The 25,050-nt window shown below is 72.9% G+C and carries 18 protein-coding genes and 1 pseudogene; 7 read left to right on the forward strand and 12 right to left on the reverse strand.

All coding sequences use genetic code 11. From position 1 onward, the window contains the following. Positions 1-4 precede the first annotated feature (4 nt). Positions 5-1,312 (reverse strand): glucarate dehydratase family protein, encoded by a 1,308-nt coding sequence (locus tag ACIO6U_RS34290; protein ID WP_355333359.1) that lies wholly within the window; start codon positions 1,310-1,312, stop codon positions 5-7. Between the two features lie 175 nt (positions 1,313-1,487). On the opposite strand from ACIO6U_RS34290, the gene ACIO6U_RS34295 reads away from it, so the two are divergent. Further along, a complete protein-coding gene (locus tag ACIO6U_RS34295) occupies positions 1,488-2,567 on the forward strand; it encodes a phosphotransferase family protein (RefSeq protein ID WP_355333362.1) in 1,080 nt (359 codons plus the stop codon). 6 nt (positions 2,568-2,573) lie between these two features. Next, entirely contained in the window at positions 2,574-3,794 is a 1,221-nt protein-coding gene (locus ACIO6U_RS34300) for an acyl-CoA dehydrogenase family protein (RefSeq protein ID WP_391048496.1), read from the forward strand. A gap of 108 nt (positions 3,795-3,902) precedes the next feature. On the opposite strand, the gene ACIO6U_RS34305 is transcribed toward ACIO6U_RS34300, so the two are convergent. The 4 genes and pseudogenes from ACIO6U_RS34305 to ACIO6U_RS34320 form a co-directional block, all read right to left on the reverse strand. Next, a complete protein-coding gene (locus ACIO6U_RS34305; protein ID WP_401725144.1) occupies positions 3,903-4,886 on the reverse strand; it encodes an NADPH:quinone oxidoreductase family protein in 984 nt (327 codons plus the stop codon). Positions 4,887-4,904: 18 nt separating this feature from the next. After that, the gene (locus tag ACIO6U_RS34310; protein WP_355333369.1) at positions 4,905-5,528 is read right to left on the reverse strand and encodes a TetR/AcrR family transcriptional regulator; all 624 of its coding nucleotides are present in this window, start codon (positions 5,526-5,528) and stop codon (positions 4,905-4,907) included. Between the two features lie 112 nt (positions 5,529-5,640). Then, positions 5,641-7,305: an AMP-binding protein gene (locus ACIO6U_RS34315; RefSeq protein ID WP_401725147.1), complete on the reverse strand. Its 1,665-nt coding sequence runs from the start codon at positions 7,303-7,305 to the stop codon at positions 5,641-5,643. A 158-nt stretch (positions 7,306-7,463) separates the two neighbouring features. Next, positions 7,464-8,225: pseudogene (locus ACIO6U_RS34320) on the reverse strand (SDR family oxidoreductase); the annotation flags it as partial. A gap of 210 nt (positions 8,226-8,435) precedes the next feature. On the opposite strand from ACIO6U_RS34320, the gene ACIO6U_RS34325 reads away from it, so the two are divergent. After that, the gene (locus ACIO6U_RS34325; RefSeq protein ID WP_401725149.1) at positions 8,436-9,986 is read left to right on the forward strand and encodes a serine-threonine protein kinase; all 1,551 of its coding nucleotides are present in this window, start codon (positions 8,436-8,438) and stop codon (positions 9,984-9,986) included. A 60-nt stretch (positions 9,987-10,046) separates the two neighbouring features. Here ACIO6U_RS34325 and ACIO6U_RS34330 read toward each other — a convergent pair whose 3' ends face one another. Then, positions 10,047-12,821, reverse strand: coding sequence for a penicillin acylase family protein (locus ACIO6U_RS34330; protein WP_401725151.1), 2,775 nt, complete (start codon positions 12,819-12,821; stop codon positions 10,047-10,049). Positions 12,822-13,044: 223 nt separating this feature from the next. After that, positions 13,045-13,788 (reverse strand): class I SAM-dependent methyltransferase, encoded by a 744-nt coding sequence (locus tag ACIO6U_RS34335; RefSeq protein WP_355333380.1) that lies wholly within the window; start codon positions 13,786-13,788, stop codon positions 13,045-13,047. A gap of 338 nt (positions 13,789-14,126) precedes the next feature. Between ACIO6U_RS34335 and ACIO6U_RS34340 the strand changes: the two genes are divergently transcribed. Together ACIO6U_RS34340 and ACIO6U_RS34345 are read left to right on the forward strand one after the other, a co-directional pair. Next, entirely contained in the window at positions 14,127-15,566 is a 1,440-nt protein-coding gene (locus ACIO6U_RS34340; protein ID WP_401725154.1) for an amidase, read from the forward strand. A 193-nt stretch (positions 15,567-15,759) separates the two neighbouring features. After that, on the forward strand, positions 15,760-16,221 hold the full coding sequence (locus ACIO6U_RS34345) for a MaoC/PaaZ C-terminal domain-containing protein (protein ID WP_391048511.1): 462 nt from the start codon (positions 15,760-15,762) through the stop codon (positions 16,219-16,221). A 55-nt stretch (positions 16,222-16,276) separates the two neighbouring features. Here ACIO6U_RS34345 and ACIO6U_RS34350 read toward each other — a convergent pair whose 3' ends face one another. Both ACIO6U_RS34350 and ACIO6U_RS34355 read right to left on the reverse strand, forming a co-directional pair. Beyond that, complete coding sequence (locus ACIO6U_RS34350) at positions 16,277-16,891, reverse strand: TetR family transcriptional regulator (protein ID WP_391048514.1); 615 nt, start codon at positions 16,889-16,891, stop codon at positions 16,277-16,279. 186 nt (positions 16,892-17,077) lie between these two features. Beyond that, complete coding sequence (locus tag ACIO6U_RS34355; RefSeq protein WP_391048517.1) at positions 17,078-18,232, reverse strand: acyl-CoA dehydrogenase family protein; 1,155 nt, start codon at positions 18,230-18,232, stop codon at positions 17,078-17,080. Between the two features lie 89 nt (positions 18,233-18,321). On the opposite strand from ACIO6U_RS34355, the gene ACIO6U_RS34360 reads away from it, so the two are divergent. Both ACIO6U_RS34360 and ACIO6U_RS34365 read left to right on the forward strand, forming a co-directional pair. Next, the gene (locus ACIO6U_RS34360) at positions 18,322-18,975 is read left to right on the forward strand and encodes a TetR family transcriptional regulator (RefSeq protein ID WP_391161271.1); all 654 of its coding nucleotides are present in this window, start codon (positions 18,322-18,324) and stop codon (positions 18,973-18,975) included. A 71-nt stretch (positions 18,976-19,046) separates the two neighbouring features. Then, a complete protein-coding gene (locus ACIO6U_RS34365; protein ID WP_401725158.1) occupies positions 19,047-19,592 on the forward strand; it encodes a DUF402 domain-containing protein in 546 nt (181 codons plus the stop codon). Positions 19,593-19,689: 97 nt separating this feature from the next. Here ACIO6U_RS34365 and ACIO6U_RS34370 read toward each other — a convergent pair whose 3' ends face one another. From ACIO6U_RS34370 to ACIO6U_RS34380, 3 genes are all read right to left on the reverse strand, one after another. After that, a complete protein-coding gene (locus ACIO6U_RS34370; RefSeq protein ID WP_401725161.1) occupies positions 19,690-20,772 on the reverse strand; it encodes a zinc-binding dehydrogenase in 1,083 nt (360 codons plus the stop codon). A 266-nt stretch (positions 20,773-21,038) separates the two neighbouring features. Beyond that, the gene (locus ACIO6U_RS34375; RefSeq protein WP_401725273.1) at positions 21,039-22,439 is read right to left on the reverse strand and encodes an aldehyde dehydrogenase family protein; all 1,401 of its coding nucleotides are present in this window, start codon (positions 22,437-22,439) and stop codon (positions 21,039-21,041) included. A 318-nt stretch (positions 22,440-22,757) separates the two neighbouring features. Continuing rightward, positions 22,758-24,998 carry a molybdopterin-dependent oxidoreductase gene (locus tag ACIO6U_RS34380; protein ID WP_401725164.1) on the reverse strand — a complete coding sequence of 747 codons (2,241 nt, stop codon included), beginning with the start codon at positions 24,996-24,998 and terminating at the stop codon, positions 22,758-22,760. Positions 24,999-25,050 lie beyond the last annotated feature (52 nt).

Genomic DNA, 25,050 nt, shown 5'->3' on the forward strand with positions numbered 1-25,050 from the left:
TGTGTCACCAGCGCGGCACGGGCGGCGTCCGCCAGTCCGGGTCCGCCTTGCGCATCGCGGCGGCGTCGTCGCGGTCGCGCATGGCCCCGTCGTCGTCGAGCCAGCGCTGGTGCAGCGCCTTGAGCGCGTCCTGGTCGAGTTCGACGCCGAGGCCGGGGAGGTCGCTGACGGCGAGGCGGCCGTCCTCGAAGACATGGCGGCGGGTGATGACGTCCTCGGTCTGCCACGGGTAGTGCGAGTCGCAGGCGTAGTCGAGGTTGGGCACGGTGGCCGCGACATGGGTCATGGCGGCGAGGCTGATGCCGAGGTGGGTGTTGGAGTGCATGGACAGGCCCACGCCGAACGTGCGGCAGATCGCGGCGAGTTGCTGCGTGTTGCGCAGGCCGCCCCAGTAGTGGTGGTCGGAGAGCACCACCTGGACGGCGCCGCGCGTGAAGGCGTCCTGGATCTCGGCGAAGGTCGTCACGCACATGTTGGTCGCCAGCGGCACGGAGGTGCCGCTGGCGACCCGGGCCATGCGGTCGGTGGTGCTGGCCGGGTCCTCCAGGTACTCCAGCACCTCGCCCAGCTCGCGGGCCACGTACAGCGAGGTCTCCACCGACCAGGCGCCGTTGGGGTCGAGGCGCAGCGGCCGGCCGGGGAAGGCGGCGGCCAGGGCGCGTACGGCGGCGATCTCCTCGTCGGGCGGGAAGACACCGCCCTTGAGTTTGAAGGAGCCGAAGCCGTACGTGTCGGCGAAGCGGCGGGCCTGGGCGACGACGCCTTCCGGGTCGAGGGCGGGACCCCAGTCGTCGGCCTCGCCCTGCCCCTCGGGGTGGGCGGCGAGCCGGTAGAAGAGGTAGGCGCTGTAGTCGACGGCGTCGCGGACCTTGCCGCCGAGCAGCGCGTGCACCGGCAGGCCGAGGTGCTTGCCGAGGGCGTCGAGGCAGGCCACCTCGAAGCCGGAGATGACCGACAGCCGCAGCTTGTCGGCGGTCTGCACACCGCGCAGCCCGCCGACGTCGACGGAGTCGGAGACGTCGGCGGGGTCGCCGCAGACCTCTTCCGCGAGGGTGAACAGCCCGTTCAGATCGCTGACCGTGTGGCCGGGCAGCGCGCGGGCCAGGGGCGCGGCGAGGTCGAGATAGCGGGTGTCGCCGTAGGTCTCGCCCACCCCGGCCGTACCGTCGGCGGTGACGACCTCGATGATGAGGCGGGGCGTGTAGGGCTGGTGGACACCCTGGGTGTTGAGCAGCGGCGGATCGGCGATGAGGATGGGGGTCAGCCGCACCTCGGTGATCACGAGTCCGGCGGAGCGATCTGCTGTCTGCATATGTGAATTACGTTCACCCATAAGTCCAGAGCGTAGGTGCGGTGACCACGGCCGTCAATGCGGCCTCCCGAGCGCGGATGTGACGGACGGGACGCGACGGGGAGAGCGAAGAGCTGGACGACATACCGACTGGTCGGTACGATTTCTGAAGCCACGACGGTGACGAGGAGACGGCATGAGCGATACCGACAACCCCCCGGGTCTCGATCTGGGCCGGCTGCGCGCCCATCTCGACCGGGAGCGGCCGGGGCTGGTCGGCGGCGGCCTGCGCGGCAAGCTCATCGAGGGCGGCCGGTCCAACCTCACGTACTGGGTCACCGACGGCGGCACCGAATGGGTCGTCCGCAGGCCGCCGCTCGGGCACGTCCTGGCCACCGCGCACGACATGACGCGCGAGCACCGGGTGATCAGCGCGCTCGCCGCCACCCCGGTGCCGGTGCCGGGCACGGTGCTGCTGTGCGAGGACGGCGAGGTGATCGGCGCGCCGTTCTACGTCATGGAATTCGTCGAGGGCACCCCCTTCCGCACCGAGAGCCAGCTCAGGGAGCTGGGCGCCGAGCGGACCCGCGAGGTCGTGTTCGCGCTGGTCGACACGCTGGTCGACCTGCACGCGGTGGACCCGGCGGCGGTCGGCCTCGGCGACTTCGGCCGCCCCGAGGGCTATCTGGAACGGCAGTTGCGCCGCTGGGGCAAGCAGCTCGACGCCTCCCGCAGCCGTGAACTGCCCGGCATCGACGCGCTGCACGCCGCGCTCGGCGCGGCCCTGCCCGACTCCCCCGGCGGCGCCGTCATCCACGGCGACTACAAGCTGGACAACGTCCTGGTGGACACCGCCGACCGGCTCACCGCCGTGCTGGACTGGGAGATGTCCACCCTCGGCGACCCGCTCACCGACCTCGGGCTGCTGCTGGTCTACAGCGAGCCGCAGATCGCGTCCGACTTCCCCATCCAGGCGGCGGGCGGCGCGCCCGGCCACCCCTCGGAGGCGGAACTCCTCCAGCGGTACGCCGAGCGGTCCGGCCGCGACGTGTCGACCGTCGACTGGTACACGGCCTTCGCCTGCTACAAGCTCGCCGTCATCTCCGAGGGCATCCACTACCGCTATACCCTCGGGCAGACGATCGGCGCCGGATTCGACCGGATCGGCGGCATCGTCCCCCACTTCGTCGAACGCGGCCTCGACCGGCTCCGGCGGCACGCCGAGCGGCAGGGCCGGCCGCGCCCCTCGCAGGACTCCCCCCGGAAGGAAGGCTGAGCAGCCATGGAATTCGCCTTCGACACCCGTACCGAGGAGCTGCGGTCGCGGCTGACCGCGTTCCTCGACGAGCACGTCTACCCCGCCGAGCCGGTCTTCGCCGAGCAGCGCGCCGAGGCCACGGGGGACGACCGGTGGACCGCGCCGCCCGTGGTGGAGGACCTCAAGGCCGAGGCCAGGCGGCAGGGCCTGTGGAATCTCTTCCTGCCCGGCGAGCACGGCGCGGGACTGACCAATCTCCAGTACGCGCCGCTCGCCGAACTCACCGGCCGCAGCCCCCACTTGGCCCCGCCCGCCCTCAACTGCGCCGCTCCCGACACCGGCAACATGGAAGTCCTCAGCGAATTCGGCACCCCCGCCCAGCGCAAGGAGTGGCTGGAGCCGCTGCTCGCCGGGGAGATCAGGTCCGCCTTCGCGATGACCGAGCCGGACGTCGCCTCCTCCGACGCCACCAACATCGAGACGCGGATCGTACGGGACGGCGACTCGTACGTGATCAACGGCCGCAAGTGGTACATCTCCGGGGCGATGAACCCCAAGTGCGCGGTCTTCATCGTCATGGGCAAGACCGACCCGGACGCCGAACGGCACCGCCAGCAGAGCCAGATCCTCGTGCCGCGCGACACCCCCGGCATCGAAGTACGGCGCGGCATGCGGGTGTTCGGTTTCGACGACGGCGACCACGGCGGTCACGCCGAGATCGTCTTCCACGACGTGCGCGTGCCCGCCGGGAATCTGATCGGCGAGGAGGGCGGCGGCTTCGCCATCGCCCAGGCCCGGCTCGGCCCCGGCCGCATCCACCACTGCATGCGGCTGATCGGCATGGCCGAGCGCGCGCTTGAACTCATGTGCCGCCGCGCCGCCTCCCGTGTCGCCTTCGGCAAGCCGCTCGCCGCCCAGGGCGTGGTCCAGGAGTGGATCGCCGAAGCCCGCGTCGAGATCGAGCAGTTGCGGCTCCTCGTCCTCAAGACGGCCTGGCTCATGGACACCGTCGGCAACCAGGGCGCCCACACCGAGATCCAGTCCATCAAGATCGCCACCCCCGTCGCCGTCCAGCGCATCGTCGACCGCGCCATCCAGGTCCACGGCGCCGGCGGCGTCAGCCAGGACTTCCCCCTGTCCCAACTCTTCGCCGCCGCCCGTAGCCTGCGGCTCGCGGACGGACCCGACGAGGTCCACAAGCGCTCGCTCGCCCGCCGCGAGCTGAAGAAGTACCTGACCCCGTAGGGGGACCGCGCCCGCGCGGGGCGATACGCCGGTGTCTTGAGCGGCCCACCGCGGAGGGGTACCTCCGCGGTGGGCGGCGCGCCGGTCTTTTCAGGGGCGCTGAGGGCGTTACGGCTGGACGACCAGCCGGCCGATCGTCGTGCCGTCCGCGACGCGTTGAACGGCCTCGGCGGCGCCGTCGAAAGCCACCTGCTCGCTCACGAGGGGACGGACGGCCCCGGAAGCCGCCAGCTCGCAGAGCGCCTCGTGGGCCTGGCGGACCGCCACCGGATCGTGGGTGTTGTAGAGCCCCCAGTGGAGACCGAGGATGGCGTAGTTCTTGACGAGGGCGTGGCTGAGCGCGGGCGCGGGGACGGTGCCGCCGGCGAAGCCGACGACGACGATGCGCCCTTCGAAGGCGACGCACTTGGTGGACTTGGTGTAGGAGTCGCCGCCGACGGGGTCGAAGACCACGTTGGCACCGCGCCCGGCGGTGGCTTCCTTGACGACCGCGACGAAGTCCTCCGCGTGCCGGTCCACGACGATGTCGGCGCCGAGCTCACGGGCGGCCTCGGCCTTGTCGGGGCCGCCGACGACACCGATGACGGTGGCGCCCGCGGCCTTGCCGAGCTGGACGGCGGCGCTGCCGACACCGCCCGCGGCGGCGTGCACGAGCAGGGTCTCGCCGGGCCTGAGGGCGGCGCGGCGGTGCAGGGCGAACCAGCCGGTCTGGTAGCCGATGTGGAGGGCGGCGGCCTCGGCGTCGTCCAGGGCCTCGGGCGCGGGCAGCACCCCGGCGGCGGGGACGACGGCGTATTCGGCGAAGGCGCCGCGCGGCAGGGCGGCGGGCGTGATGACGCGGGCGCCGGTGTCCAGGTCCGTGACCCCTTCACCGACGGCGACGACCTCGCCGCAGAATTCCACGCCGGGCGTGAACGGCAGCGGCGGCCGGATCTGGTAGGTGCCCCGGCAGAGCATCGCGTCGGGGAAGTTGACCCCGGCGGCGCGTACCCGCAGCAGCACCTCGCCGGGACCCGGCTCGGGGGTGGGGACCTCGTCGAGGCGCATCGCCTCGCGCGGCTCGCCGTTCTCGTGCACGCGCCATGCCTTCACGTCAAAGCTCCCAGCGGGTCAGTGCCGCCGCACCGAGTGCAGCAGCAGGTCGGAGAATTCGGTGGCGACCTGCTCGGCGGAGAGCGGGCCCTCCGCGTGGTACCAGGTGCCGAGGTGGTGCACGGAGCCGAAGAAGAAGTCGACCACGAGGTCGGGCCGCAGGTCGGCGCGGAAGTGGCCGCCGCGCTGACCCTCCTCGATCAGGGAGCGGAACTTCTCGTGGTAGCGGCGGCGCTCGGCACGTACCGCCTTCTGCTTCTCCGGGGCGAGCTGGTGGATGGAGCGGAAGAAGATCTTGGTGTCGTCCAGGTTCTGGATGCTGGTGACGACGACGTCGGCGGCGGCCTCGGCGAGCCGGTCGGGCACGGCGGTGTCGCGGGCGGCGATGGCGTCGAGACGTTCGGTCTGGAGCCGCAGCACCCGGCCGTAGATCTCGTGCAGCAGATCGTCCTTGGAGCCGAAGTAGTGGTAAAGCGCGCCCTTGGTGACTCCGGCGGCCTCCACGATCTCCTGGACGGAGGTGCGGTCGTAGCCGCGCTCGGCGAAGAGCCGGGTGGCCTCGGCGAGCAGCCGCTCGGGTACCGCGGCGGTGCCGCCCTCGCCGGAGCCGCCGCTGCCGCCGCCCGTCGCATTGCGTGCCATGGCCTGACCTCTTTCCGTACCCACGTGCCCACGTATCCCCGTACCGACCTGCCGGTGAACCGATGTGGCGCCGTACCGACAAAGCGACGCGCGTTCCGGCCGGTAGGGAACCCTATCCGGCCCGGACCTTGAGTTCGCGCCGGAGGATCTTCCCGGTGGCCGTCTTGGGGAGGTCGCCGAGCACCTCGACCTCGCGCGGGTATTTGAAGGCGGCGAGCCGGTCCTTGCAGTAGGCGACGATCTCCTCGGGTCCCGCGGTGGCGCCGGGCCGCAGACTGACGTACGCCTTGACGCTCTCGCCGCGGTAGGCGTCGGGGACGCCGACGACGGCCGCCTCGCGGACCGCGGGGTGGGTGTAGAGGACGTCCTCGACCTCGCGCGGCCAGACCTTGAAGCCGGACGCGTTGATCATGTCCTTCTTGCGGTCGACGACATAGAGCCAGCCGTCCTCGTCCATGAAGCCGATGTCGCCGGTCAGCAGCTCGCCGCCGGGCAGGGCCGCCGCGGATTCCTCCGGCCGGTTCCAGTAGCCCGGTACGACCATCGGTCCGGTGACGGCGATCTCGCCGGATTCGCCGAACGGCACCTCGGCGCCCGTGTCGTCCAGGATCCGGACCATCGTGCCGGGTCCCGGAACGCCGACGGCGAGGGTGCCGGACGCGGGGTCGACGGGGGCCTCGGTGCCGGGCGGGACACTGGCGCAGGGGGCCGTGCACTCGGTGAGGCCGTAGCCGTTGGCGAGGTAGAGGCCGCCGGAGCGGGCGCGGAAGCCCTCCACCACGGCGGGCGGCAGCGGCGCACCGCCCGAGGAGATCAGCCGGAAGGACGCGAAGTCCGCGGCGTCGGCGTCGGGCCTGGCCAGCAGCGCCATGAAGGCGGTGGACGGGCCGACGGTGTACGTCGGGCGGTGCTCGCGGAAGGCGTCGAGCACCACGCCGGGCTCGAAGCGGTACGCGAGGACGACGGTGTGTCCGCCCGCCAGCCCCGCCGAGAGCTGGCAGACCATGCCGGTGATGTGGAAGAGCGGCGCGAGCGCGAAGATGACGGCGTCGTCGGCGAAGCCTTGGACGCGTACCTGCCGGTGGGCGTTGAAGGAGATGTTGCCGTGTGTGTTGAGCGCCCCCTTGGGCTTGCCGCTGGTGCCCGAGGTGTAGCTGATCAGCGCGATGTCGCGGGCGGTGGGCAGGGGGACGTCGGGGCGCGGTCCGGCCGCGGCGCGGGCGGCGGTGAGCACGTCGTCCGCGCCCTCACCGGCCTGCGCGGGCGGCCGTTCCCCGGTCAGTACGCGGCTGTCGTCGCGCGTCTGGAGGTCGAATTCGCTGGCGGTCAGCGCGATACGGACCGGCGAGTCGACGACGGTGGCGCGGACGTATCCCTGCCAGGCGCGCTCCGAGCAGAGGATCGCGGCGGCCCCGGCGTCGGTCAGGATGTGCGCCAACTCGCCCTGCTTGTACATGGGGTTGACCGGGATGACGGTGCCGCCCGCCTTCCACGCGGCGAGCAGGCCGACGACGAACTGCGGCACATTTTGCAGCATGACCGCGAGGCGGTCGCCGGGGGCGAAGCCGCGCGCGGCCAGATGCCGGGCCAACCCGTCGGAGAGGGCGTCGAGTTCGCGGTAGCTCAGCGCGCCGTCGAAGTAGGCGAGCGCGCGGTGGTCGGGTATCCGCGCAGCGACGTCGAGGAAGGTGTGCAGGACGGACGGCGGGTGCTCGACGTCCTCGCGCTGCTCGTCGGTGAAGTGCTTGAGCCAGGGCTGGTCGGCGTAGGTGGTCATGCCGGTTCCCCTTCCCGCGCGGGGGCGTTGGCGGATTCCGTGGTCTGCCCGGCTCTCCCTGTGTCCTCGGCTTTCCCGGCCTTCCCCGCGCCCTCGGCTTTCACGGCGTCCTCGGCTTTCCCGGCCTTCCCCGCGCCCTCGGCCTGTCCGGCTTCCTTCGCCCGCAACTCCTCGTAGGTGCGCTGGAGTTTGTTCATGCCGCGGAGCCAGCGGTCGGGTTCCGCGGCGCGGGCCGCGTAATAACCGGCGACCTCGGGGTGCGGCAGGATCAGGAAGCGGTCGGCCGCGATGCCGTCGAGCACCGCCTGGGCGACGTCCTCGGGCTCGATGGCGTTCGGCGCGAGCACGAGGTCGCCCGCGACCCCGGTGGAGCGGAGCATCGCGGTGCGCACGCCCTGCGGGCACACCGCGTGCACGTGGACGCCGCGGTGCCGGTAGGTGAGCGAGAGCCATTCGGCGAAGGCGAGCGCGCCGTGTTTGGTGACCGAGTACGGGGCCGCGCCGATCATCGTCAGCAGCCCGGCGGCCGAGACGGTGGACACGAAGCGCCCCTGCCCGCGCTCCAGCCATTCGGGGAGCAGCGCGCGGGCGGCGCGGACGTGGCTCATGACGTTGACGTCCCAGGCCAGCTCCCAGGCGGCGTCGTCCGCCTCGGGGCCGCCGCCGGTGCCGACCCCGGCGTTGGCGCAGAAGATGTCGACGCCGCCGCCGAGCGCGGTGCGGGCGGCGGGCACGATGCCGGAGGCGTCGCCGGGGACGACGGCCGCGCCGATCTCGTCGGCGACCGCGCGGGCGGCGTCGGCGTCCAGGTCGTTCACCACGACCCGGGCGCCCTCGGCGGCGAATCTGCGGGCGAGGGCGGCTCCGATGCCGCCGCCCGCCCCGGTGACGACCACCCGGGCGCCGCGCACTGCTTCCACGACCACGATCGTGTCTCCTTCGACTCGACTCGGCTCCTTCGCATACTAAGCGGTCGGTCACACAATCCGGTAGTGCCGGGCCGGGGGGCGGGCCCCGGACGCCGGGGCCTGGGGTCCGGCCGCGCGCCGTGTACGGAGCCGGTGCCGCCGCGTACGTAGCCGGTGCGTATTCAGCCGTCCGGGGGATGGACGACGCCGGACCCTGTCGGGATGATGCGGGCGAACCACACCATCACGGCGTATTTCCAGGGGGGCACCATGGCCGTGACCGGCACCTCAGTGACCGGCACCTCAGTGACCAGCACCTCAGTGACCAGCGTCCGGCCGTACTGGGACCTGACCTTCGACGCGGACGGCGACCCCGACCCCCGGCAGCGGGACGCGCTGCTGGAGGCGGTCGGGGACCGGACCGATGTGGTGGTCTTCTCGCACGGCTGGAACAACGACATCGCCACCGCGACCGCGCTCTACGACGGCTTCTTCGGCCACTTCCCCGGCCTGCTGGCCGCCGCGCCGGACCTCCGCTTCGGCTACGTCGGCGTGCACTGGCCGTCGATGCGCTTCAGCGACGAGCCCATCCCCGATTTCCCGCGCACCTCCCCAACGCTCGCTGCGCCCTTGGCGGACGGCGCCGCCGCGTCGGGCGCCGCGCTCGACCCCCTGACCAGGGCGGCGCTCGGCGAGGTCTTCCCCGGCCGCGGACCGACGCTCGACCGGATCGCGGAACTGCTGGCCGAGCGGCCGGAAGCGCCCGAGCGGCTGGCCGAATTCGCCGCGCTGGTCCGTACGCTCACCGGACTGCCGCCGAGTCCGGGCGCCGCCGCACGGATTCCCGGCGCACGGGGTCCCGCCGCCTCAGGTCCCACCGCCTCAGGTCCCGCCGCACAAGGCGTCGCCGCCCAGAGCCTCCTCGCCGAGGACATGGGCACCGCGCCGGGCGCCGAGCCACTCCTCTTCACCCAGGACCCCGTCACCACCTGCCTCTCACTGGCCGACGCCCTGGCGACAGCGGGCGCCGAGGTCGCCCCGGCCCAACCGGCCTCCGGCGAGGCGCTGTTCGGCGGGCTCGGCCGGCGCGTGTGGGACGGCGCCAAGGAGTTGCTGCGGCAGGCCACGTACTACGCGATGAAGCGGCGCGCGGGGACCGTCGGGCAGCGCGGGCTCGGGCCGCTGCTCGGGGTGCTGGCGCGCCGGGCGCCCTCGGTCCGGGTTCACCTGATCGGGCACAGCTTCGGCGCGCGGCTGGTGTCCTTCGCGCTGGACGGCATGCCGTCCACCGTCCGGGTCTCGTCGGTGACCCTGCTCCAAGGGGCCCTCTCGCACTACGCGTTCAGCGGCCCGCAGCCCTTCGACGCGCGGGGCGGGGCGCTGCACGGCAGACAACAGCGGGTCACCGGGCCCCTGGTGGCCTGCCATTCGCGGCACGACCAGGCGCTCGGCGTGTTCTACCCGCTGGCCTCGCGGCTCGCGGGTGAGGACGAGTCGCTGCTCGGCGACATCGCCCACGCGGGAGCGGATCTGCTCGGCTTCGACGAACGCTGGGGCGCGCTGGGCCACGACGGCTTCCAAGCTCTGGACGGCGCACCGGAGTTGACCCTGGAGCGGGCCCTGGCCGGTGAGCTGCCGAGGACCGGCTGCGTCAGCGTGGACGCGTCCTCGGTGGTGTGCTCGGGCGGGCCGCCGTCCGGCGCGCACAGCGACATCTGCCACGAGGAGCTGGCCCGCCTGGTGCTGCGCGCCGCGGGCCGGGTCCCCGGCTGAGGACCCGGCCCGCGACTGTCACCGCGCACCGCTCAAGGGCTCACCCCTGAGCGGAACGCGTCACCTGTGTGACGGGAATTCCACCACCTGCTGGAAGGTGGGCCGGTTCTGCCACGCGATCCGGTCGTCCGTGACTCCGCCCAGCGGACGCTGGACGATCGAGTCGGCGCACCACTGGTCACCGGCGGAGCAGCCGCTGTCGTCGGCCGGGTAGACGGTGGCCGCCGGGACGGCCGCCGCCTGCTTCAGCGTGGACAGCAACATGTCGCGGCAGGCGGCCAGTTGGCCGCCGCCGCAGTACGTCTGGTCGAGAGCGCCCTGCACCGGCTTGCCGAGCACCTTGCGCAGATCCTTGTCGGCGTACGACCACCAGCCGTACTGGAAGGCGCTGCCCGCGTGCGAGCCGGTCGGCCCGTGTCCCGCGGACGGCGACTCGTCGATCGCGAGGTTCGCGGCCAGCGCGTTGTAGAGGTCGCTGCCGAGGCCGGGCTGGAACTCGCCCGCGATCAGCAGCGGCCACCACGCGTCCATCACCCGTACCGCGTCGGCGTTGGCGTACGTGTGCGAGCCGGGCGAGGTCTCGTGCCGCTTGGTGCCCGCCGTGCTCCACGCCTCCAACTGCTGTACGGCGGTGGCCTCCTGGGGATCGGTGACCGGTGCGCTGTGGATCACCTGGAGCAGGTCGGGCAGGACGTCCTCACCGCGCAGGTCGGTGAGCGCCGCGTCCGCCATGGCCTTGGTGAGCGCGGCGCGGGTGACGCCGCCCGCCTGGGTGAGCGCCTTCACCCGGTCCTCCAGCAGGTCGGCGCGGTGCACGGAGCCGTTGCCGAAGCCCGCCGAGGTGTACCCCTTGGCCTGCTTGTTGTTCCACGACACGTAGTAGTCCTGGTCGACGGACTGCGGATGCTGCGCGGGCGGGGTGTAGGAGGCGGTGTTGGTCACCGGGTCCCAGCCGCGCCAGTCGTAGGCGGCCTGCGCCCACACCGGGAACGACGGGTCCACGCCGTCCGCCCTGACCGGGTTGGTGCCGCTGTTGTAGTACGCGGTGTGCTGGGAGTCCGCGTAGAACCAGTTGAAGGTGTAGTTGATGTCCTGCGTCGCCCGTTGGAACGAGGCGGCGTCGTGCACGAATCCGGGGTCGTTCAGCTCCTGGAAGCCCAGGATCGAGTCGGCCTCGTGCCGGTACGAACTGCGCAGCGCCGTATAGGCGACGGCCTTGCCGCCGACGGTCGCCCGGTACTGCACCGGGCCGTACGCCGTGCGCCAGACCTGCATGCGGTACGAGCCCGCCGCCGTGGAGTCGGCGACGGTCGGCGACCAGGAGTTGGTGCGTTCCAGCTTCTCCATCGGCACGCACGCGCCGTGCAGCACATAGTGCGTGGAGTCCTGGCACAGCTCCACGGCGTAGGTGTCGGTGACGTCCTGGCTCGCGGAGGTCGCGCTCCAGGCGTAGTCCTGGCCCCGGCCGAGTTCCACGTACATGCCCAGGCCCGCGAAGGACGCGCCGCGCGCGCTGATGCCGGGGCCCTGCAACTCCTGGAGCATCAGCAACTGTGGCGCGAAATAGCCGGTTTGCGGACCGAAGACGGCGACCGGGTGGCCGCTGGCGGTGTGCGCGCCACTGACCACGAGAGCGTTGGACATTCCCTTCTTCGTGGCGTCGCCGGAGAAGAGGTTGCTCGGCAGCACTCCGGGGCTCTTGGTGGTGGCCTGCTTGGCGCCGCCGGTCGCGTCGTAGACCAGCGGTTCCGGTACGACCGAGCCGGCGTCGGGCAGCGCCTGGCCCTTGGCCTGCGCGGGCTTGCCGGCGTACGGGAAGCTGCTGCCGTCGTGCACGGTGGGCGTGGCCTCGGGGTCGTCCCGCTCGCGGAAGGACTCCCAGACCTTGGTGCCCTCGGCGACCCCGTACTTCTGCTGCGCCGCCAGCAGCGACAGCGCGGACTCCACCTCTCCGCCGCCGCCGGTGCCGAACAACGCGCCGATCACCGAGGCGAGCGCGATCATGTCGGTGAGCTGGAACGGGTCGATCGTGCCCGCGTTGGTGATCGCGTCCATGTGCCCGGTGAGGACGTACTCGCCGGGGAAGTAACGGCCGTTCTTGGACTGCGTGATGTAGGCGTTGATGCCGTCGACGTACGCCTGCGCGTCGGCGAGCGCCTGCTGGCCGCGGGCGCCGCCGCTGTTCGCCAGCCGGGTGACCTGGTCCTGGAGGTCGGCCTCGGTGTACGGGGCCTGCCGCCAGAACTCCTGCTCCAGGCCGCGGTTGGCCGCCGCGCCGCCCGCGAACGACGACAGTTCGCCGCGTCCGACGTGCCGGAAGAGGTCCATCAGCCACAGCCGGTCCTGCGCCGCCGCGTATCCGGCGCCGTACTCCGTGCCCTGCCTGGTCGTGCCCTTGATGTGGGGGACGCCCGTCGCCTTGTCACGGGTGATCGTCACGTCCGAGCGCGGGCTGATCACCGAGGCGACCTGGCCCGAAGGGACGCCGAAGGACGAGCTGTTGAAGAAGTTGCTGATGGTCGCGTCGGTCAGCCCTGGGTATCCGTCGGCGAGCGACGAATACGGTCCGAGCTGGTCAGAGGTGTGCGCGGGGCGTGTCCCGAGCACCTTGTTCGCCAGAATGTCCGCGAGCGTGGCGTTGCCGTTCTCGCCGGGCGGCAGAATGTCCGAGCACTGTCCCGCGCAGTAGTCGCCCGAGGTGTCCGCGGCGTGCGCCGCCAGCGGCAACGGGGCCACCAAGGTGGCCCCGAGCGCCAGCAGCGCCGCGGCTGTCGCCGTTCTCCACTTGCCGATCCTGCCCAGCTTGCCGATCCGTCGTGGGGTCCGCAGCGGCATGTCTGCTCCTTCCGGATACCAGTCCCCGGACGTTACCGCCGGTACCTCCTTCCCGGAAGATGAACATGCGTCAGCTTTTCACTTCCCCCACATCCCGCCGCCCCCGACTCCCGCAGCCGCGGGGGGGGTGGGGGCGCGTTGGGGTGAGTGGGGGCGCGTTGGGGTCGGCGGGCACGCGTCGCGGTCAGCGGGGGCACGCCGGGATCAGCGGCGCGCGTCGCGGTCAGCGGGGGCGCAGGACGAAGACGCCCCAGCCGAAGTAGCGCTTGCCGTAGGTGAGATGGCCGCGCCGCTGGTGGTCGAGGAATTCGCGCATGGCCGGTACGTCGGGGTGGTCGGCGGGGGTGCGGCGGAGCCATTCGGAGATCGCGAACCACTGGGGCGCGTAGTAGCGGTCCCAGTTGTCGCCGTCGGCCAGCACCATTTCGACCAGGTCGACGCCCGCCGCCTCGAAGCGGTCCAGGGTGCCGCTGAGCGACACGAAGTCGTCCGGCTCGGTGCCGAGGGCCTCGTACGCCTCCTCCGGAGGTGTCTCGTGCCAGTACGGCTCGCCGATCAGCATGAGTCCGCCGGGGCGCAGGGCGGGCCGCAGCAGCTCGATCGTGCCCGCGAGGCCGTCCCCGATCCAGGTGGCGCCGAGGCACGAGGCGATGTCGAAGGCGGCGGGCTCCGGCTGGTATTTCCCGGCGTCGCCGCGCTCGAAGGTCACGCTCTCCGAAACGCCGAATTCCGCGGCCCGCTCGCGCGCCGCCGTCAGGAAGACCTCGCTGAGGTCGACGCCGACACCGCCCGTGCCGTACCGCTTCGCCCAGCCGGCCAGCATCTCGCCCTTCCCGCAGGCGAGGTCGAGGTGCCGCTGCCCCTCCTTCAACCGGCAGATCTCACCGAGCAGCCGCAGCTTCTCCTGGCTGAGGGGGTTGAGGATGCGGTTGTCCGCCTCGGCGATCTCGTGGTGGCGCAGGCTCATGTGGCTCCTTGGCGGTGCTGGTCGTTCACAGGCGGGCTCGGGCGTTCGCGATGGTCCCCGATCGGGATGGCGGGTGCCACTCGTTTTGGCCCGTCGGCTCGGCTCCATAGTGGCCGACGGCGGGGCGACGGCCGTCACCGGTCGGCGGGCGTCACCGGCCCGCGGGCGTCACCGGCCGACGGGCGTCACCGCCACGGGGCCGTGGTCATCAGGCGTGACGGGTCCCGGGCGGTGACCGGGTCCGCCGAGGGGCTGGTCGGTACCCGCCGGTAATGCGAGGATCGCGGCGCACGACGCGTGGCGCACGGCGGTACGAGCGGCGGAAGGCGGGAGCGGGCATGGCCCAGTTGCACGATCTGACGGCGGTGGAGCAGGCGGCTGCGGTACGTGAGGGGGCGGTGTCGCCGGTCGAGTTGACCGAGCACTATCTGGAGCGGATCGACCGGCTCGACGCGACGCTCGGCGCGTTCATCACCGTGACGCCGGAGGTCGCCCGCAAGCAGGCGGCGGAGGCCGAGGCGTGGGCGCTGGCCGCGCGGCGCGAGGGCGCGGCCGACGAACTGCCCGTGCTGCACGGCGTCCCGGTGCCGGTCAAGGACCTGAATCTGGTGGCGGGTGTGCGCTGCACCTTCGGTTCCGCGGCCTTCGCGGAGTACGTACCCGACGCCGAGGACCATGTGGCGGCCCGGCTGCGCAAGGCGGGCACGATCCTGCTCGGCAAGACCAACACCCCCGAGTTCGGGCTGCCCTGCTACACCGAGAACCGGCTGGCGCCGCCCGCCCGCACGCCCTGGGACCTGGAGCGGTCGGCGGGCGGTTCGAGCGGTGGCGCCGGGGCGGCGGTGGCGGGCGGCCTCGCGCCGGTCGCGCAGGGCAGCGACGGCGGCGGCTCGATCCGTATCCCGTCCTCGGTTTGCGGGCTGTTCGGCATAAAACCGAGCCGCGGCCGGGTGAGCGGCGGTCCCGTCCTGCACGACGTGAGCGGGCTCAGTACGTCGGGCCCGATCGCCCGTACCGTCGCCGACGCGGCGGCGCTGCTCGACATCCTCGCGGGCCCCGAGCCCGGCGCCCCGTACGGGGCGCCCTCGCTGCCGCCCGGCGAGACCTTCCTCTCCCACGCCCGCCGCGAGCCGGGGCCGCTGCGCGTGGTGGCGCTCGCCGATCCGCCGGTGCCCGGCGTCGCGCTGCACCCCGACTGCCGGGCCGCGCTCGACGGCGCGGCGGGGCTGCTGCGCGAACTGGGCCACGACGTGGACGAGATGGCGCTGCCGGTGGACGACTCGGTGCGGCAGGCGTTCAACGCGGTCTGGTCGGTGATGGCCGCGGCCCGGCCGGTCGCGCCGGGCGACGAGCACTTGCTGATGCCGCTGACCCGGCATCTGCGGGCGGCGGGCGGCAAGGTGTCGGGGCTGGACTTCGCGGGCGCCCTCTACGTCTTCCGCATGCTCGGCCAGCTCATCGCGGACGCGCTCCTGACGTCGTACGACGTGATCCTGACGCCGACGCTCGCGCAGCCGCCCGCCCTGGTCGGGGGCATGCGCGACGACGCGGACCCGACGGCCGAATTCGACGCGATGGCCGCCTTCACGCCCTTCACCCCGCTGTACAACGCGACGGGCCAGCCCGCGGTCAGCGTCCCGCTGCACTGGACGGACGCGGGGCTGCCGATCGGCGTGATGCTGGGCGGGCGGTACGGCGACGAGGCGACGCTGGTGTCGCTGTCGGCGCAGTTGGAACGGGCCAGGCCCTGGGCGGGGCGACGGCCGGAGCTCTGGTAACGGCGCGGGAGCCGGGGGTACGGGATCGGCGCGGGAGGCGGGGGTACGGGATCGGCGGCCGGGCGGCGCGAGGGGCGGCCGACCGCGCGGCGGCGATTGACACCCGGCGGCCCCCGAACCATGCTGAGAGTCGCTGAGCAAGCGCTTAGAAACCCGTAGCGCGCCGTACCGGACCGCCCCTGGAGGCCACCCCATGTCGCAGCCCCGCATCTTCGCTTCGCCGGACGAACTGCGCGCCGCCGTCGGCGAACAGCTCGGCTGGACCGAGTGGCAGGAGATCGACCAGAAGCGGATCGACCTGTTCGCCGAGGCCACCGGGGACCACCAGTGGATCCACGTCGACGCGGAGAAGGCGGCGCTCGGCCCGTTCGGCACGACCATCGCGCACGGCTATCTGACGCTCTCCCTGATCCCGTCCCTCACCCCGCAGCTCCTGCTGGTCGAGGGCGTGAAGATGGGCGTCAACTACGGCGTGAACAAGGTGCGTTTCCCCGCTCCCGTACCGGTCGGCTCCCGGCTCCGCGCGACCGCCGAGGTCGCGGAGGTCACCGAGGTGGGCGGCGGCATCCAGCTCGTGACGAAGGTGACCATCGAGCGCGAGGGCGGCGACAAGCCGGTGTGCGTGGCGGAGACGGTGGCCCGCTTCTATCTGTAGCTCTGCGGACGCGTTCGGGCGGCTGTCCGTGGAGGCGTTCGCGCGGGTAGCGCCCTCAGGCCGTGGGCCGCACCATGCGCAGCACGAGGTCGGCGTAGAGCGCGCCGACCTCGTCCGGGGTCCTGCGGCCCTCGGGGTTGAACCAGCGGGCCACGTCGATGCAGAGCGACAGCACGGCGAGCGTGGTCCCGGAGACCTCGGGGACGTCGAATTCGCCCGCCGTCACGCCGTCCTTGATGATCGTGCGGATCGCGTCCTCGCTCTGCCGCCGCAGCGCCACGATCTCCGCGTGGTGCTCGGGGGCGAGCGCGCCCAGTTCGTACTGCACGACCCGCCCGGTCGTGTGGTGCTCGGCGTGCCAGCGGACGAAGGCGCGTACGGCGCTCTCCAGCCGTTCGGCCGCGCTGCCGTCGCCGTCCCTGGCCTCGGAGAGCATGGCGAGCGAGCGCAGGTGGCCGACCTTGCTGATCTGGTAGAGCAGTTCCTCTTTGGTCTTGTAGTGGATGTAGAGCGCGGCGGGGCTCATGCCCGCGCGCCCGGCGATGTCGCGGGTGGTCGTGGCGTGGTAGCCGCGCTCGGCGAACGCCTGCACCGCCGCGATCACCAGCCGCCTCGCGGCGTCGGGGCTGATGTCCCCCCACGCCTCGCCGGTTGTCGCCTCGACGCTCATCGCACGCTCCTCACCGCCGGTCACAGCCGCCACCCTATCGCGGGGCTGAGCAAGCGCTTAGATACTAAGCGGTCGCTCGTCACTTGTCGTGACCAGGGCAGGGGGACGTCGAGACAGGACGTCGAAGCGGTACGGGGGCGCGGTGCGTGGAAGCGGTGCGGGTGCGTACGGGTGCGCGGCCTGCGGTCAGAACGCCGATACGCCGGTCAGCGCCCGTCCGATCAGCAGCTTGTGTATCTGGCTGGTGCCTTCGTACAGCGTCATGACCCGCGCGTCCCGCAGCAGCTTGCCCGCCGGGTACTCATCGATGTAGCCGTAGCCGCCGAAGACCTGGAGGGCGTTGTTGGCACAGCGCACGGCGGCCTCGCTCGCGTAGAGCTTGGCGACCGAGGACTCGGTGGCGAAGGGCAGCCCGCGGTCGATCAGGTCGGCGACCCGCCAGGTGAGCAGCCGGGCCGCGTCCACGTCCACCGCGATGTCGGCGAGCAGCTCCTGGACGAGCTGGCGTCCGGCGATCGGCGCGCCGAACTGCTCGCGCTCCCCCGCGTACGCCACCGCCGCGTCCAGGCACGCCTGGGCGATGCCGACGCAGCCCGCCGCGACCGACATCCGGCCCTTGGCCAGCGCGGACATCGCCACGGAGAAGCCCTTGCCCTCGGGCGCGAGCATCGCGGAGGCCGGGACGCGGACGCCGTCGAGGACCAGCTCGGCCGTCGCCTGCCCGCGCAGCCCGAGCTTGCCGTGGATCTCGCGGCGGGTCAGGCCCGCCGTGTCGGTCGGCACCAGGAAGGCGCTGACGCCCTTGTGCCCTTCGTCGGCGCGACCTGTGCGGGCGAAGAGCAGGACGACATCGGCCCAGGTGCCGTTGGTGATGAACATCTTGCTGCCGGTGATCACGTACGAGTCGCCGTCCCGTACCGCGCGGGTGGTGAGATTCGCGGCGTCCGAACCGGTGCCCGGCTCGGTCAGCCCGAAGCAGCCGACCGCGTCGCCCGCGGTGAGCCGGGGCAGCCACGCGCGCTTGTGCTCCTCGCTCCCCCAGCGCGCGATCGACTTGGCGACCAGGCCGAGCGAGACCGAGACGATGCCGCGCACGGAGGAGTCGCCGCGGCCCAGCTCCTCGGTCACCAGGCAGTAGGCGAGGTGGTCGCCGCCGGAGCCGCCGTACTCCTCGTCGACGGTCAGCCCCAGGAAACCGAGCGCGCCGAGCTTCTTCACGATGGCGCGGTCCACGCTCTCGGCGCGGTCCCACGCCACCGCGTTCGGCGTGATCTCGCGCTCGGTGAAGTCCCTGGCCAGCTCCTTGACGGCGGCCTGCTCCTCGGTCAGCTCAAGGTTCACTGCGTCGTCACCGCATCCCACGATCGTCCGGACGATCCTTCGAAACTACCACCGCTAGTTTTCGGGCGGCAGGCTCTACTATGTGCCGCATGGCCCGCCCCCGCAAGCCCCTGCTCAGCCGCGACCGGATCGTCACGGCGGCCCTCGCCCTCATCGACGAGGAGGGTCTGGCGGCCCTGTCCACCCGGCGGCTCGCGGCCGAACTGGGCGTGAGCGGGCCCTCCCTCTACAACCACTTCGCCACCAAGGAAGCCATCCTCGACGCGGCGGCCGACACCGTCGTCACCCAGGTCGACCTGTCGATGTTCGGTGACGGCAGGGACTGGCGGCAGGCGCTGCTCGACTGGGGCCGCTCCTACCGCGCCGCCCTCACCGACCACCCGCACATCGTGCCGTTCCTCGCCGTCGGGCCCGGCCTGCGGCCCGCCGGGCTCCGGATGGCCGACGCCGTCTTCGGCGGCATGGTCGAGGCGGGCTGGCCGCCCGCCCACGCCACCCGGATCGGCGCCCTCATGCGCTACTTCGTCACCGGCTCCGCGCTCGGCTCCTTCGCGGGCGGCTTCGTCGGCGACGCGGACGTCTACGACCCCGCCGACTATCCGCACCTCGGCCAGGCCCACCTCCTCGCCAAGCACCAGCGGCAGATCGACAGCGGCGCCTTCGAGACGGGGCTGCGCGCGCTGATCGACGGTCTGGCCGTGCAGTTCGAGGCTCTCGCGGGCCCGGGAACCGCCCCGGCGTGAGCCCGGCAAGGGTGGCCTCCCGGCGGGAAATCCGGGGGCGGACCGGCCGCGCCTGCTGACAGGATGGCGCCATGTCAGAATCGGTCCCGCAGGGCCCCGAGCCCGACTTCGTCCAGGTCAACTACCGCAAATACGACGGCACTCTGCACTGGAATCTGCGGATGCGGCGGCTCGGCGAGGACGAGCACGGCGTATGGCTCGGCCTCCCCGGCTTCGGCCTGGTGCGCAAGGGCCACAACCCCCACGTCCCGATCCCCGAGGCGCACATCATCCTCTTCCCGCGCGACGCCTGGTGGACGGCGACCTTCAACGCCGCGCCCCGCCGCACCGAGATCTACTGCGACATCACCACCCCGCCGCGGTGGCCGTCCCCCGCCGAGGTCACCATGGTCGACCTCGACCTGGACGTCCTGCTCAAGCGCGGTGCCGAACTGCCGATCCTGGTCGACGAGGACGAATTCGCCGAGCACCAGGTGCGGTACGGCTACCCCGCCGATGTGATCGGCGCCGCCGAATCCGCCGCCGCGTGGCTGATGACGGCGGTGGCGGAGGGCAACGGTCCCTTCGACGGCACCCACCGGCACTGGCTGGCGATGGTCGACGGCGCGCAGGCGTAGGCGTACGCGTAGACGCACGCCTAGACGTACGCCTGGGGACGCGCCCGCTGACAGCGGCGGGTGCGCGGTCCCGCGGGAATCCGGCCCGACCGACCGGTCAGAAGACCACCAGCGCCCGGCCGCCGCGCCCGGCGGTCATCGCCTCGAAGGCCGCCGGGATGCCGTCGAGCGTGATGCGGTCGGTGACCATGGCGGACAGATCGAGGCGGCCCGCCCGTACGTGCTCGGCGAGCACCGGCAGATCCACGGCCGGGTCGCAGTTTCCGTACACGCAGCCGGAGAGCGTGCGGCCGAAGTAGAAGAGTTCCAGCGCGGTGAAGGTGACCTGCTGGTCCTGGCCGCCGATGCCGACCACCGTCGTACGGCCGCCGCGGCGCGTGGAGGACCAGGCGGTGCGGATGGTGTCGGCGCGGCCCACGCACTCGATGGCCGCGTCGGCGCCGAAGCCGTCGGTGAGCTTGCGGATCCGCTTGGCCGTGTCGTCCCCGGAGACGACGAAGTCAGTGGCGCCGGCCGCCCGCGCCAGCTCCTCCTTGGCGGGCGCGACATCGACCGCGATGATCCGCTCGGCGCCCGCGATCCGCGCCGACTGGAGCACGGCGAGCCCCACGCCGCCGACCCCGTAGACAGCGACGCTCTCGCCGGTACGGATCCGCGCCGAGTGGTGCACCGCGCCGTAGCCGGTGAGTACGGCGCAGCCGAGCAGCGCGGCGTCGGTGAGCGGGACGCCGTCGGGGAGCGGCAGGACCGCGCCCGCGGCGACCACGGTCTCCTCGGCGAAGACGGCGGTGCCCAGGCCCGGGTAGAGCGGGCTGCCGTCGGCGGCCAGCGTGGCGTACGGACTGGCGGCTGCCGTGGCGGAGTTGGCGCACAGCCAGGGCTCGGCGAGGCCGCAGAAGTGGCAGTCGCCGCAGGCGGGCGCCCAGTTGAGGACCACGCGGTCGCCGGGGGCGAGATGGCCGACGCCGTCTCCGACCGCCACCACCGTGCCCGCGCCCTCATGGCCGAGGACGGCGGGTACCGGCTGGCGCAGCGTCCCGTTGGACAGCGACAGGTCGGAGTGGCACACGCCCGCCGCCGCCAGCCGGACCCGGACCTGTCCGGGTCCGGGGTCGGGCAGCTCGATGTCGGCGACGGCCAGCGGCGCGTTGACGGCGGGCAGGACGGCTGCGCGTACCACGAGGTCTCCTGGGTGCGGGGCTGCGAGCGGATCCGGATGCGGACGGATGCGGTCGGGGGCTGGCGGATGCGGACGGGTGCGGATGCGGACGGACGCGGGTGCGGGTGCGGACGAGCGGGCGTGAGCGGGGTGGGGCAACGGGCCGGTCGGACCGGGTCGGCCGGGGTGATCCCGGTCGACCGAGTCGGCCCGAACAGGTCGGGAGGGGCGGGCGGTTCGTGCGGTTCAGGCGGGTCGGGCGGTCCTGCGGTCCTGCGGTCCCGGGGTCAGAACTGGAGGGACTTGGTCTGGAGGTACTCCGCCAGCCCGTGCGCGCCCAGTTCGCGGCCGACTCCGGACTGCTTGTAACCGCCGAAGGGCGCCAGCGGGTTGAACCGGCCGCCGTTGATGTCGACCTGTCCGGTGTCCATCCGGCGGGCGAAGGCGACGGCCTCCGCGTCGTCGGCGCCCCAGACCGCGCCCGCGAGCCCGTAGACCGTGCCGTTGGCGATGCGCAGGGCGTCGTCCTCGTCCTCGTACCTGATCAGGGCGACGACCGGGCCGAAGATCTCCTCCTGGGCGATCGTCATACCGGGGTCGACGTCGGCGAAGACGGTGGGGCGTACGTAGTAGCCGGTCTCCAGTCCGTCCGGCGCGTCGGGGCCGCCGACGACGATCCGCGCGCCTTCCGCGGCGCCGCGCCGTATGTAGCCGCGCACCCGCTCGCGCTGCTTGGCGTTGACGACCGGGCCGAGCCGTTCGCCGGGTACGTACTTGGCGGCTGCCGCGGTGGCCGCCTCGACGGCTTCGTCGTAGCGCGCGGAGTCGATGAGGATCCGGGTCCAGGCGCTGCACGTCTGGCCGGAGTTGGCGAAGACGTTGGCGATGCCGACGTTGACGGCGCGGCCGAGGTCGGCGCCGGGGAGGATGACGTTCGCGGACTTTCCGCCCAGTTCGAGCGCGACGCGCTTGACGGCGGCGCCCGCGGTGGCGCCGATCTGCCGTCCGACCGCGGTGGAACCGGTGAAGGAGACCATGTCCACGCCTGGGTGCTCGGCGAGCGCCTGTCCGGCGACCGGGCCGAGGCCGGTGACCAGGTTGAAGACTCCGGCGGGGAGCCCGGCCTCGTCGAGGATCGCGGCGAAGAGCTGGGCGACCAGCGGGGTGTCCTCCGCGGGCTTGAGCACCACGGTGCAGCCCGCGGCCAGCGCGGGGGCGGCCTTGGCGACGACCTGGTGCAGCGGGTAGTTCCACGGCGTGATCGCGCCGACGACGCCGACCGGCTCCTGGAACACCCGTGAGTTGCCGACCTGTTCCTCGAAGCCGTACCCGGCGGCGAGCGCGGCGAAGCTGCCCATGACAGCGGTGGGCATGTCGGTGTGGACGGCGGCGGCGAAGGCGGGCGGGGCGCCCAGCTCGGCGGCGACGGTCGCGGCGATCTCCTCGCGGCGCGCCGCCATCAGGTCGCGTACCGCGCCGAGTATCGCGCCGCGTTCCGCGGGCGGGGTGGCCGCCCAGCCGGGCAGGGCGGCGCGCGCGGCGCGTACGGCCTCGTCCACGTCCTCCGCGGTGCCCGCGGGCACCTGTCCGATGACCTTCTCGGTCACCGGGTTGACGACGTCGATCCGGCCGCCGCCCGCGGCGGGGCGCCACTTCCCGCCGATGTACTGGGCGTCGCGCGATGTCACCAGGTCCTGTGCGCCCTCTGCCGTACCGTCCACCGTTGCTGCCCTCCGGGGTCACCGCTCTGCGTCCGACGCCCAAACTAGCGCCGTTAGTTTTTTGTGGCCAGGGTGTGTCGCGTGCCGTCAGTCACGTCGCGCCGGGAACACCCGACGACCCGGGCTCCGCGCGGGGCCGGGCCGGGCCCGTGACGTCCGGCCGCCCTCCCCGGGCGACCCGCGCCCAGGGGTCCCGTGCCCCGCTGTCCGGGTGTCACACCACTCGGCGGCGCCGTGTCACCCGGCCGTGTCACGGGCGGGTCCGTGTCACGGGCGCGGCGCGGGTCAGCGGACGGCCTCCATCCGTATCGGGAATCCGTTGAGCACGGCCGTGCCGGAGAGCGGGTCGAGCCGCGTGCCGTCGAGCAACTGATTGACGTTGACGCCCGGCTCGCGGTCCGCCTCGGTCAGCCGGGTGCCCTCGCGGTCGTGACCCCAGCCGTGCGGCACGCTGACCACTCCGGGGCGCAGCGCGTCGGTGATCTCGACGGCCGCGGTGATCTCCCCGCCGTCGCCCTTGATCAGGGCGAGCGCCCCGTCGGCCAGCCCGAGCCGGGCCGCGTCGACGGGGTGTATCTGCGCCGTGCAGCGGTTGGTGCCGCCGGTGAGCGCGGGCACATTGTGCATCCAGGAGTTGTTGGACCGCAGATGGCGGCGCCCGATGAGGACCAGCCCTTCGCCGTCCGCACCGCGCGTCACCGCGGCCCGCAGCCGCGGCAGATCGGCGGCAACGGCCTCGGGCGCCAGCTCGACCGTGCCGGACGGTGTCCGCAGCACCTCGGGCACGCGCGGGCGCAGCGGGCCGAGGTCGATGCCGTGCGGCCGGTCCAGGACCCTCGCCAGAGTGAGGCCGTCGGGGTCGGCGCCGAAGCCGTCGCCGTACGGGCCGAGGCGCAGCATCATGTCGAGCCGCCGCTCGTATCCGGTGCTCCCGCCGAGCGCGGCGGACAGCTCCGCGACGTCCCGGCCGTGGACCGGCGAGTGCGGGTCGCCGGTCTCGGCGGTGAGCTTGCGGACCACCGCCTGTTCGTCCACGAGCGCGGGGGCGGCTCCCTGCTCCCGGGTCTGTCCCAGGACGGCGAGGATCAGCCGGGCGTGGATCTCCGGTTCGTCCAGCAGTCCGTCCTCCAGCGGCACCGCGGGCGGGCTGTAGCGGACGGTGTTGCGGACCGCGAGCGTGCTGAAGGCGAAGTCGTAGTGCGCGCTCTGCGCGGGCGGGGGCGGTGGCAGCACCACATCGGCGTGGCGCGAGGTCTCGTTGAGATACGGATCGACGCTGACCATGAAGTCCAGGCCGTCCAGGGCGCGGTCGAGCCGCAGGCCGTCGGGGGCGGACAGCACCGGGTTGGCCGCGACCACGACGAGGGCGCGCAGGCGGCCGTCCCCGGGAGTGTCGATCTCCTCGGCGAGGGCGGCGGCGGGCAGTTCGCCCTTGACCTCGGGGTGTCCCGAGACCCGGCTGTGCCAGCGGCCGACGCGGAATCCCTTGCCGGGGCCGGGCGGTCGGGGCGCCCGCGCGGTGGCCGCGAGCGGGAACATGGCGCCGCCCGGCCGGTCCAGATTGCCGGTCAGCGCATTGAGCACGTCGACCGCCCAGCTCGCCAGGGTGCCGAATTCCACGGCGGTGCTGCCGAGCCGCCCGTAGACTACGGCGCGCTCGGCCGCCGCCAACTCGCGTGCCAGGGCCCGGATGTCGTCGGCCGGGACGTCGCAATACGCGGCGACCGCCTCCGGCGCGAAATCCGTCACCAGGTCGCGTACTTCGGCCACGCCGCTGAGCCACGGGGTCAGTTCGCCGGGGTCCGCGAGCCCTTCGGCGAACAGTGTCCTGACCATGGCGAGCAGCAGGGCCGCGTCGGTGCCGGGCCTGGGCGCCACATGGCGGTCGGCGGCGCGGGCGGTCCTGGTGCGGTGCGGGTCGATGACGACGAGTCTGCCGCCGCGCCGCCGCAGCGCCTTGAGCTTGCCGGGGAAGTCGGCGGCGGTGGCCAGACTGCCGTTGGACACCAGCGGGTTCGCGCCGATGAGCAGCAGATGGTCGGTGCGGTCCAGGTCGGGCACCGGGATCGCGTTCGGGTCGCCGAAGAGGTAGCCGCAGGACACGTGCTTGGGCATCTGGTCGAGCGTGCTCGCGGTGAAGACGCGGCGGGTGCGCAGCGCGCCGATGAGCTGCGCGGGGTAGAGGCCGCCCGCCATCGTGTGCACATTGGGGTTGCCGAGGACGACGCCGACCGCGTCACCGCCGTGCGCGCCGGTGACCGCGCCGATCCCGGCGGCGACGGCCGCGTACGCCTCGTCCCACGTCGCCTCGGTCAGCCGGCCCTCGCGGCGCACCAGGGGGCGCCGCAGCCGGTCGGGGTCGGCGTCAAGCGCGCCGAAAGCGGCGCCCTTGGGGCAGATGAAGCCCGCGCTGAACACGTCGTCCCGGTCGCCGCGGGCATGCGTCACCCGTCCGTCGTCGACGGACAGCGTGAGGCCGCAGGTGGCCTCGCAGAGCGGACAGATGCGCAGGGCGGTTCGGGTCATCGGGGACTCCCCTGGACGGGCGGCGACGTTGGCGCGCGGTCGTCTTCGACAT

This window comes from Streptomyces sp. NPDC087422 (genome assembly GCF_044744145.1).
In the GTDB taxonomy this organism is placed as follows: Bacteria; Actinomycetota; Actinomycetes; order Streptomycetales; family Streptomycetaceae; genus Actinacidiphila.

Excerpts from the sequence above, each read along its gene's own strand:
- ACIO6U_RS34340 (WP_401725154.1), top strand. The coding sequence starts at position 14,127 with ATGGCCCAGTTGCACGATCTGACGGCGGTGGAGCAGGCGGCTGCGGTA.
- ACIO6U_RS34335 (WP_355333380.1), bottom strand. The coding sequence starts at position 13,788 with ATGAGCCTGCGCCACCACGAGATCGCCGAGGCGGACAACCGCATCCTC.
- ACIO6U_RS34310 (WP_355333369.1), bottom strand. The coding sequence starts at position 5,528 with ATGGCACGCAATGCGACGGGCGGCGGCAGCGGCGGCTCCGGCGAGGGC.
- ACIO6U_RS34295 (WP_355333362.1), top strand. The coding sequence starts at position 1,488 with ATGAGCGATACCGACAACCCCCCGGGTCTCGATCTGGGCCGGCTGCGC.
- ACIO6U_RS34290 (WP_355333359.1), bottom strand. The coding sequence starts at position 1,312 with ATGCAGACAGCAGATCGCTCCGCCGGACTCGTGATCACCGAGGTGCGG.
- ACIO6U_RS34345 (WP_391048511.1), top strand. The coding sequence starts at position 15,760 with ATGTCGCAGCCCCGCATCTTCGCTTCGCCGGACGAACTGCGCGCCGCC.
- ACIO6U_RS34300 (WP_391048496.1), top strand. The coding sequence starts at position 2,574 with ATGGAATTCGCCTTCGACACCCGTACCGAGGAGCTGCGGTCGCGGCTG.
- ACIO6U_RS34325 (WP_401725149.1), top strand. The coding sequence starts at position 8,436 with ATGATGCGGGCGAACCACACCATCACGGCGTATTTCCAGGGGGGCACC.
- ACIO6U_RS34380 (WP_401725164.1), bottom strand. The coding sequence starts at position 24,998 with ATGACCCGAACCGCCCTGCGCATCTGTCCGCTCTGCGAGGCCACCTGC.
- ACIO6U_RS34330 (WP_401725151.1), bottom strand. The coding sequence starts at position 12,821 with ATGCCGCTGCGGACCCCACGACGGATCGGCAAGCTGGGCAGGATCGGC.
- ACIO6U_RS34350 (WP_391048514.1), bottom strand. The coding sequence starts at position 16,891 with ATGAGCGTCGAGGCGACAACCGGCGAGGCGTGGGGGGACATCAGCCCC.
- ACIO6U_RS34315 (WP_401725147.1), bottom strand. The coding sequence starts at position 7,305 with ATGACCACCTACGCCGACCAGCCCTGGCTCAAGCACTTCACCGACGAG.
- ACIO6U_RS34360 (WP_391161271.1), top strand. The coding sequence starts at position 18,322 with ATGGCCCGCCCCCGCAAGCCCCTGCTCAGCCGCGACCGGATCGTCACG.
- ACIO6U_RS34365 (WP_401725158.1), top strand. The coding sequence starts at position 19,047 with ATGTCAGAATCGGTCCCGCAGGGCCCCGAGCCCGACTTCGTCCAGGTC.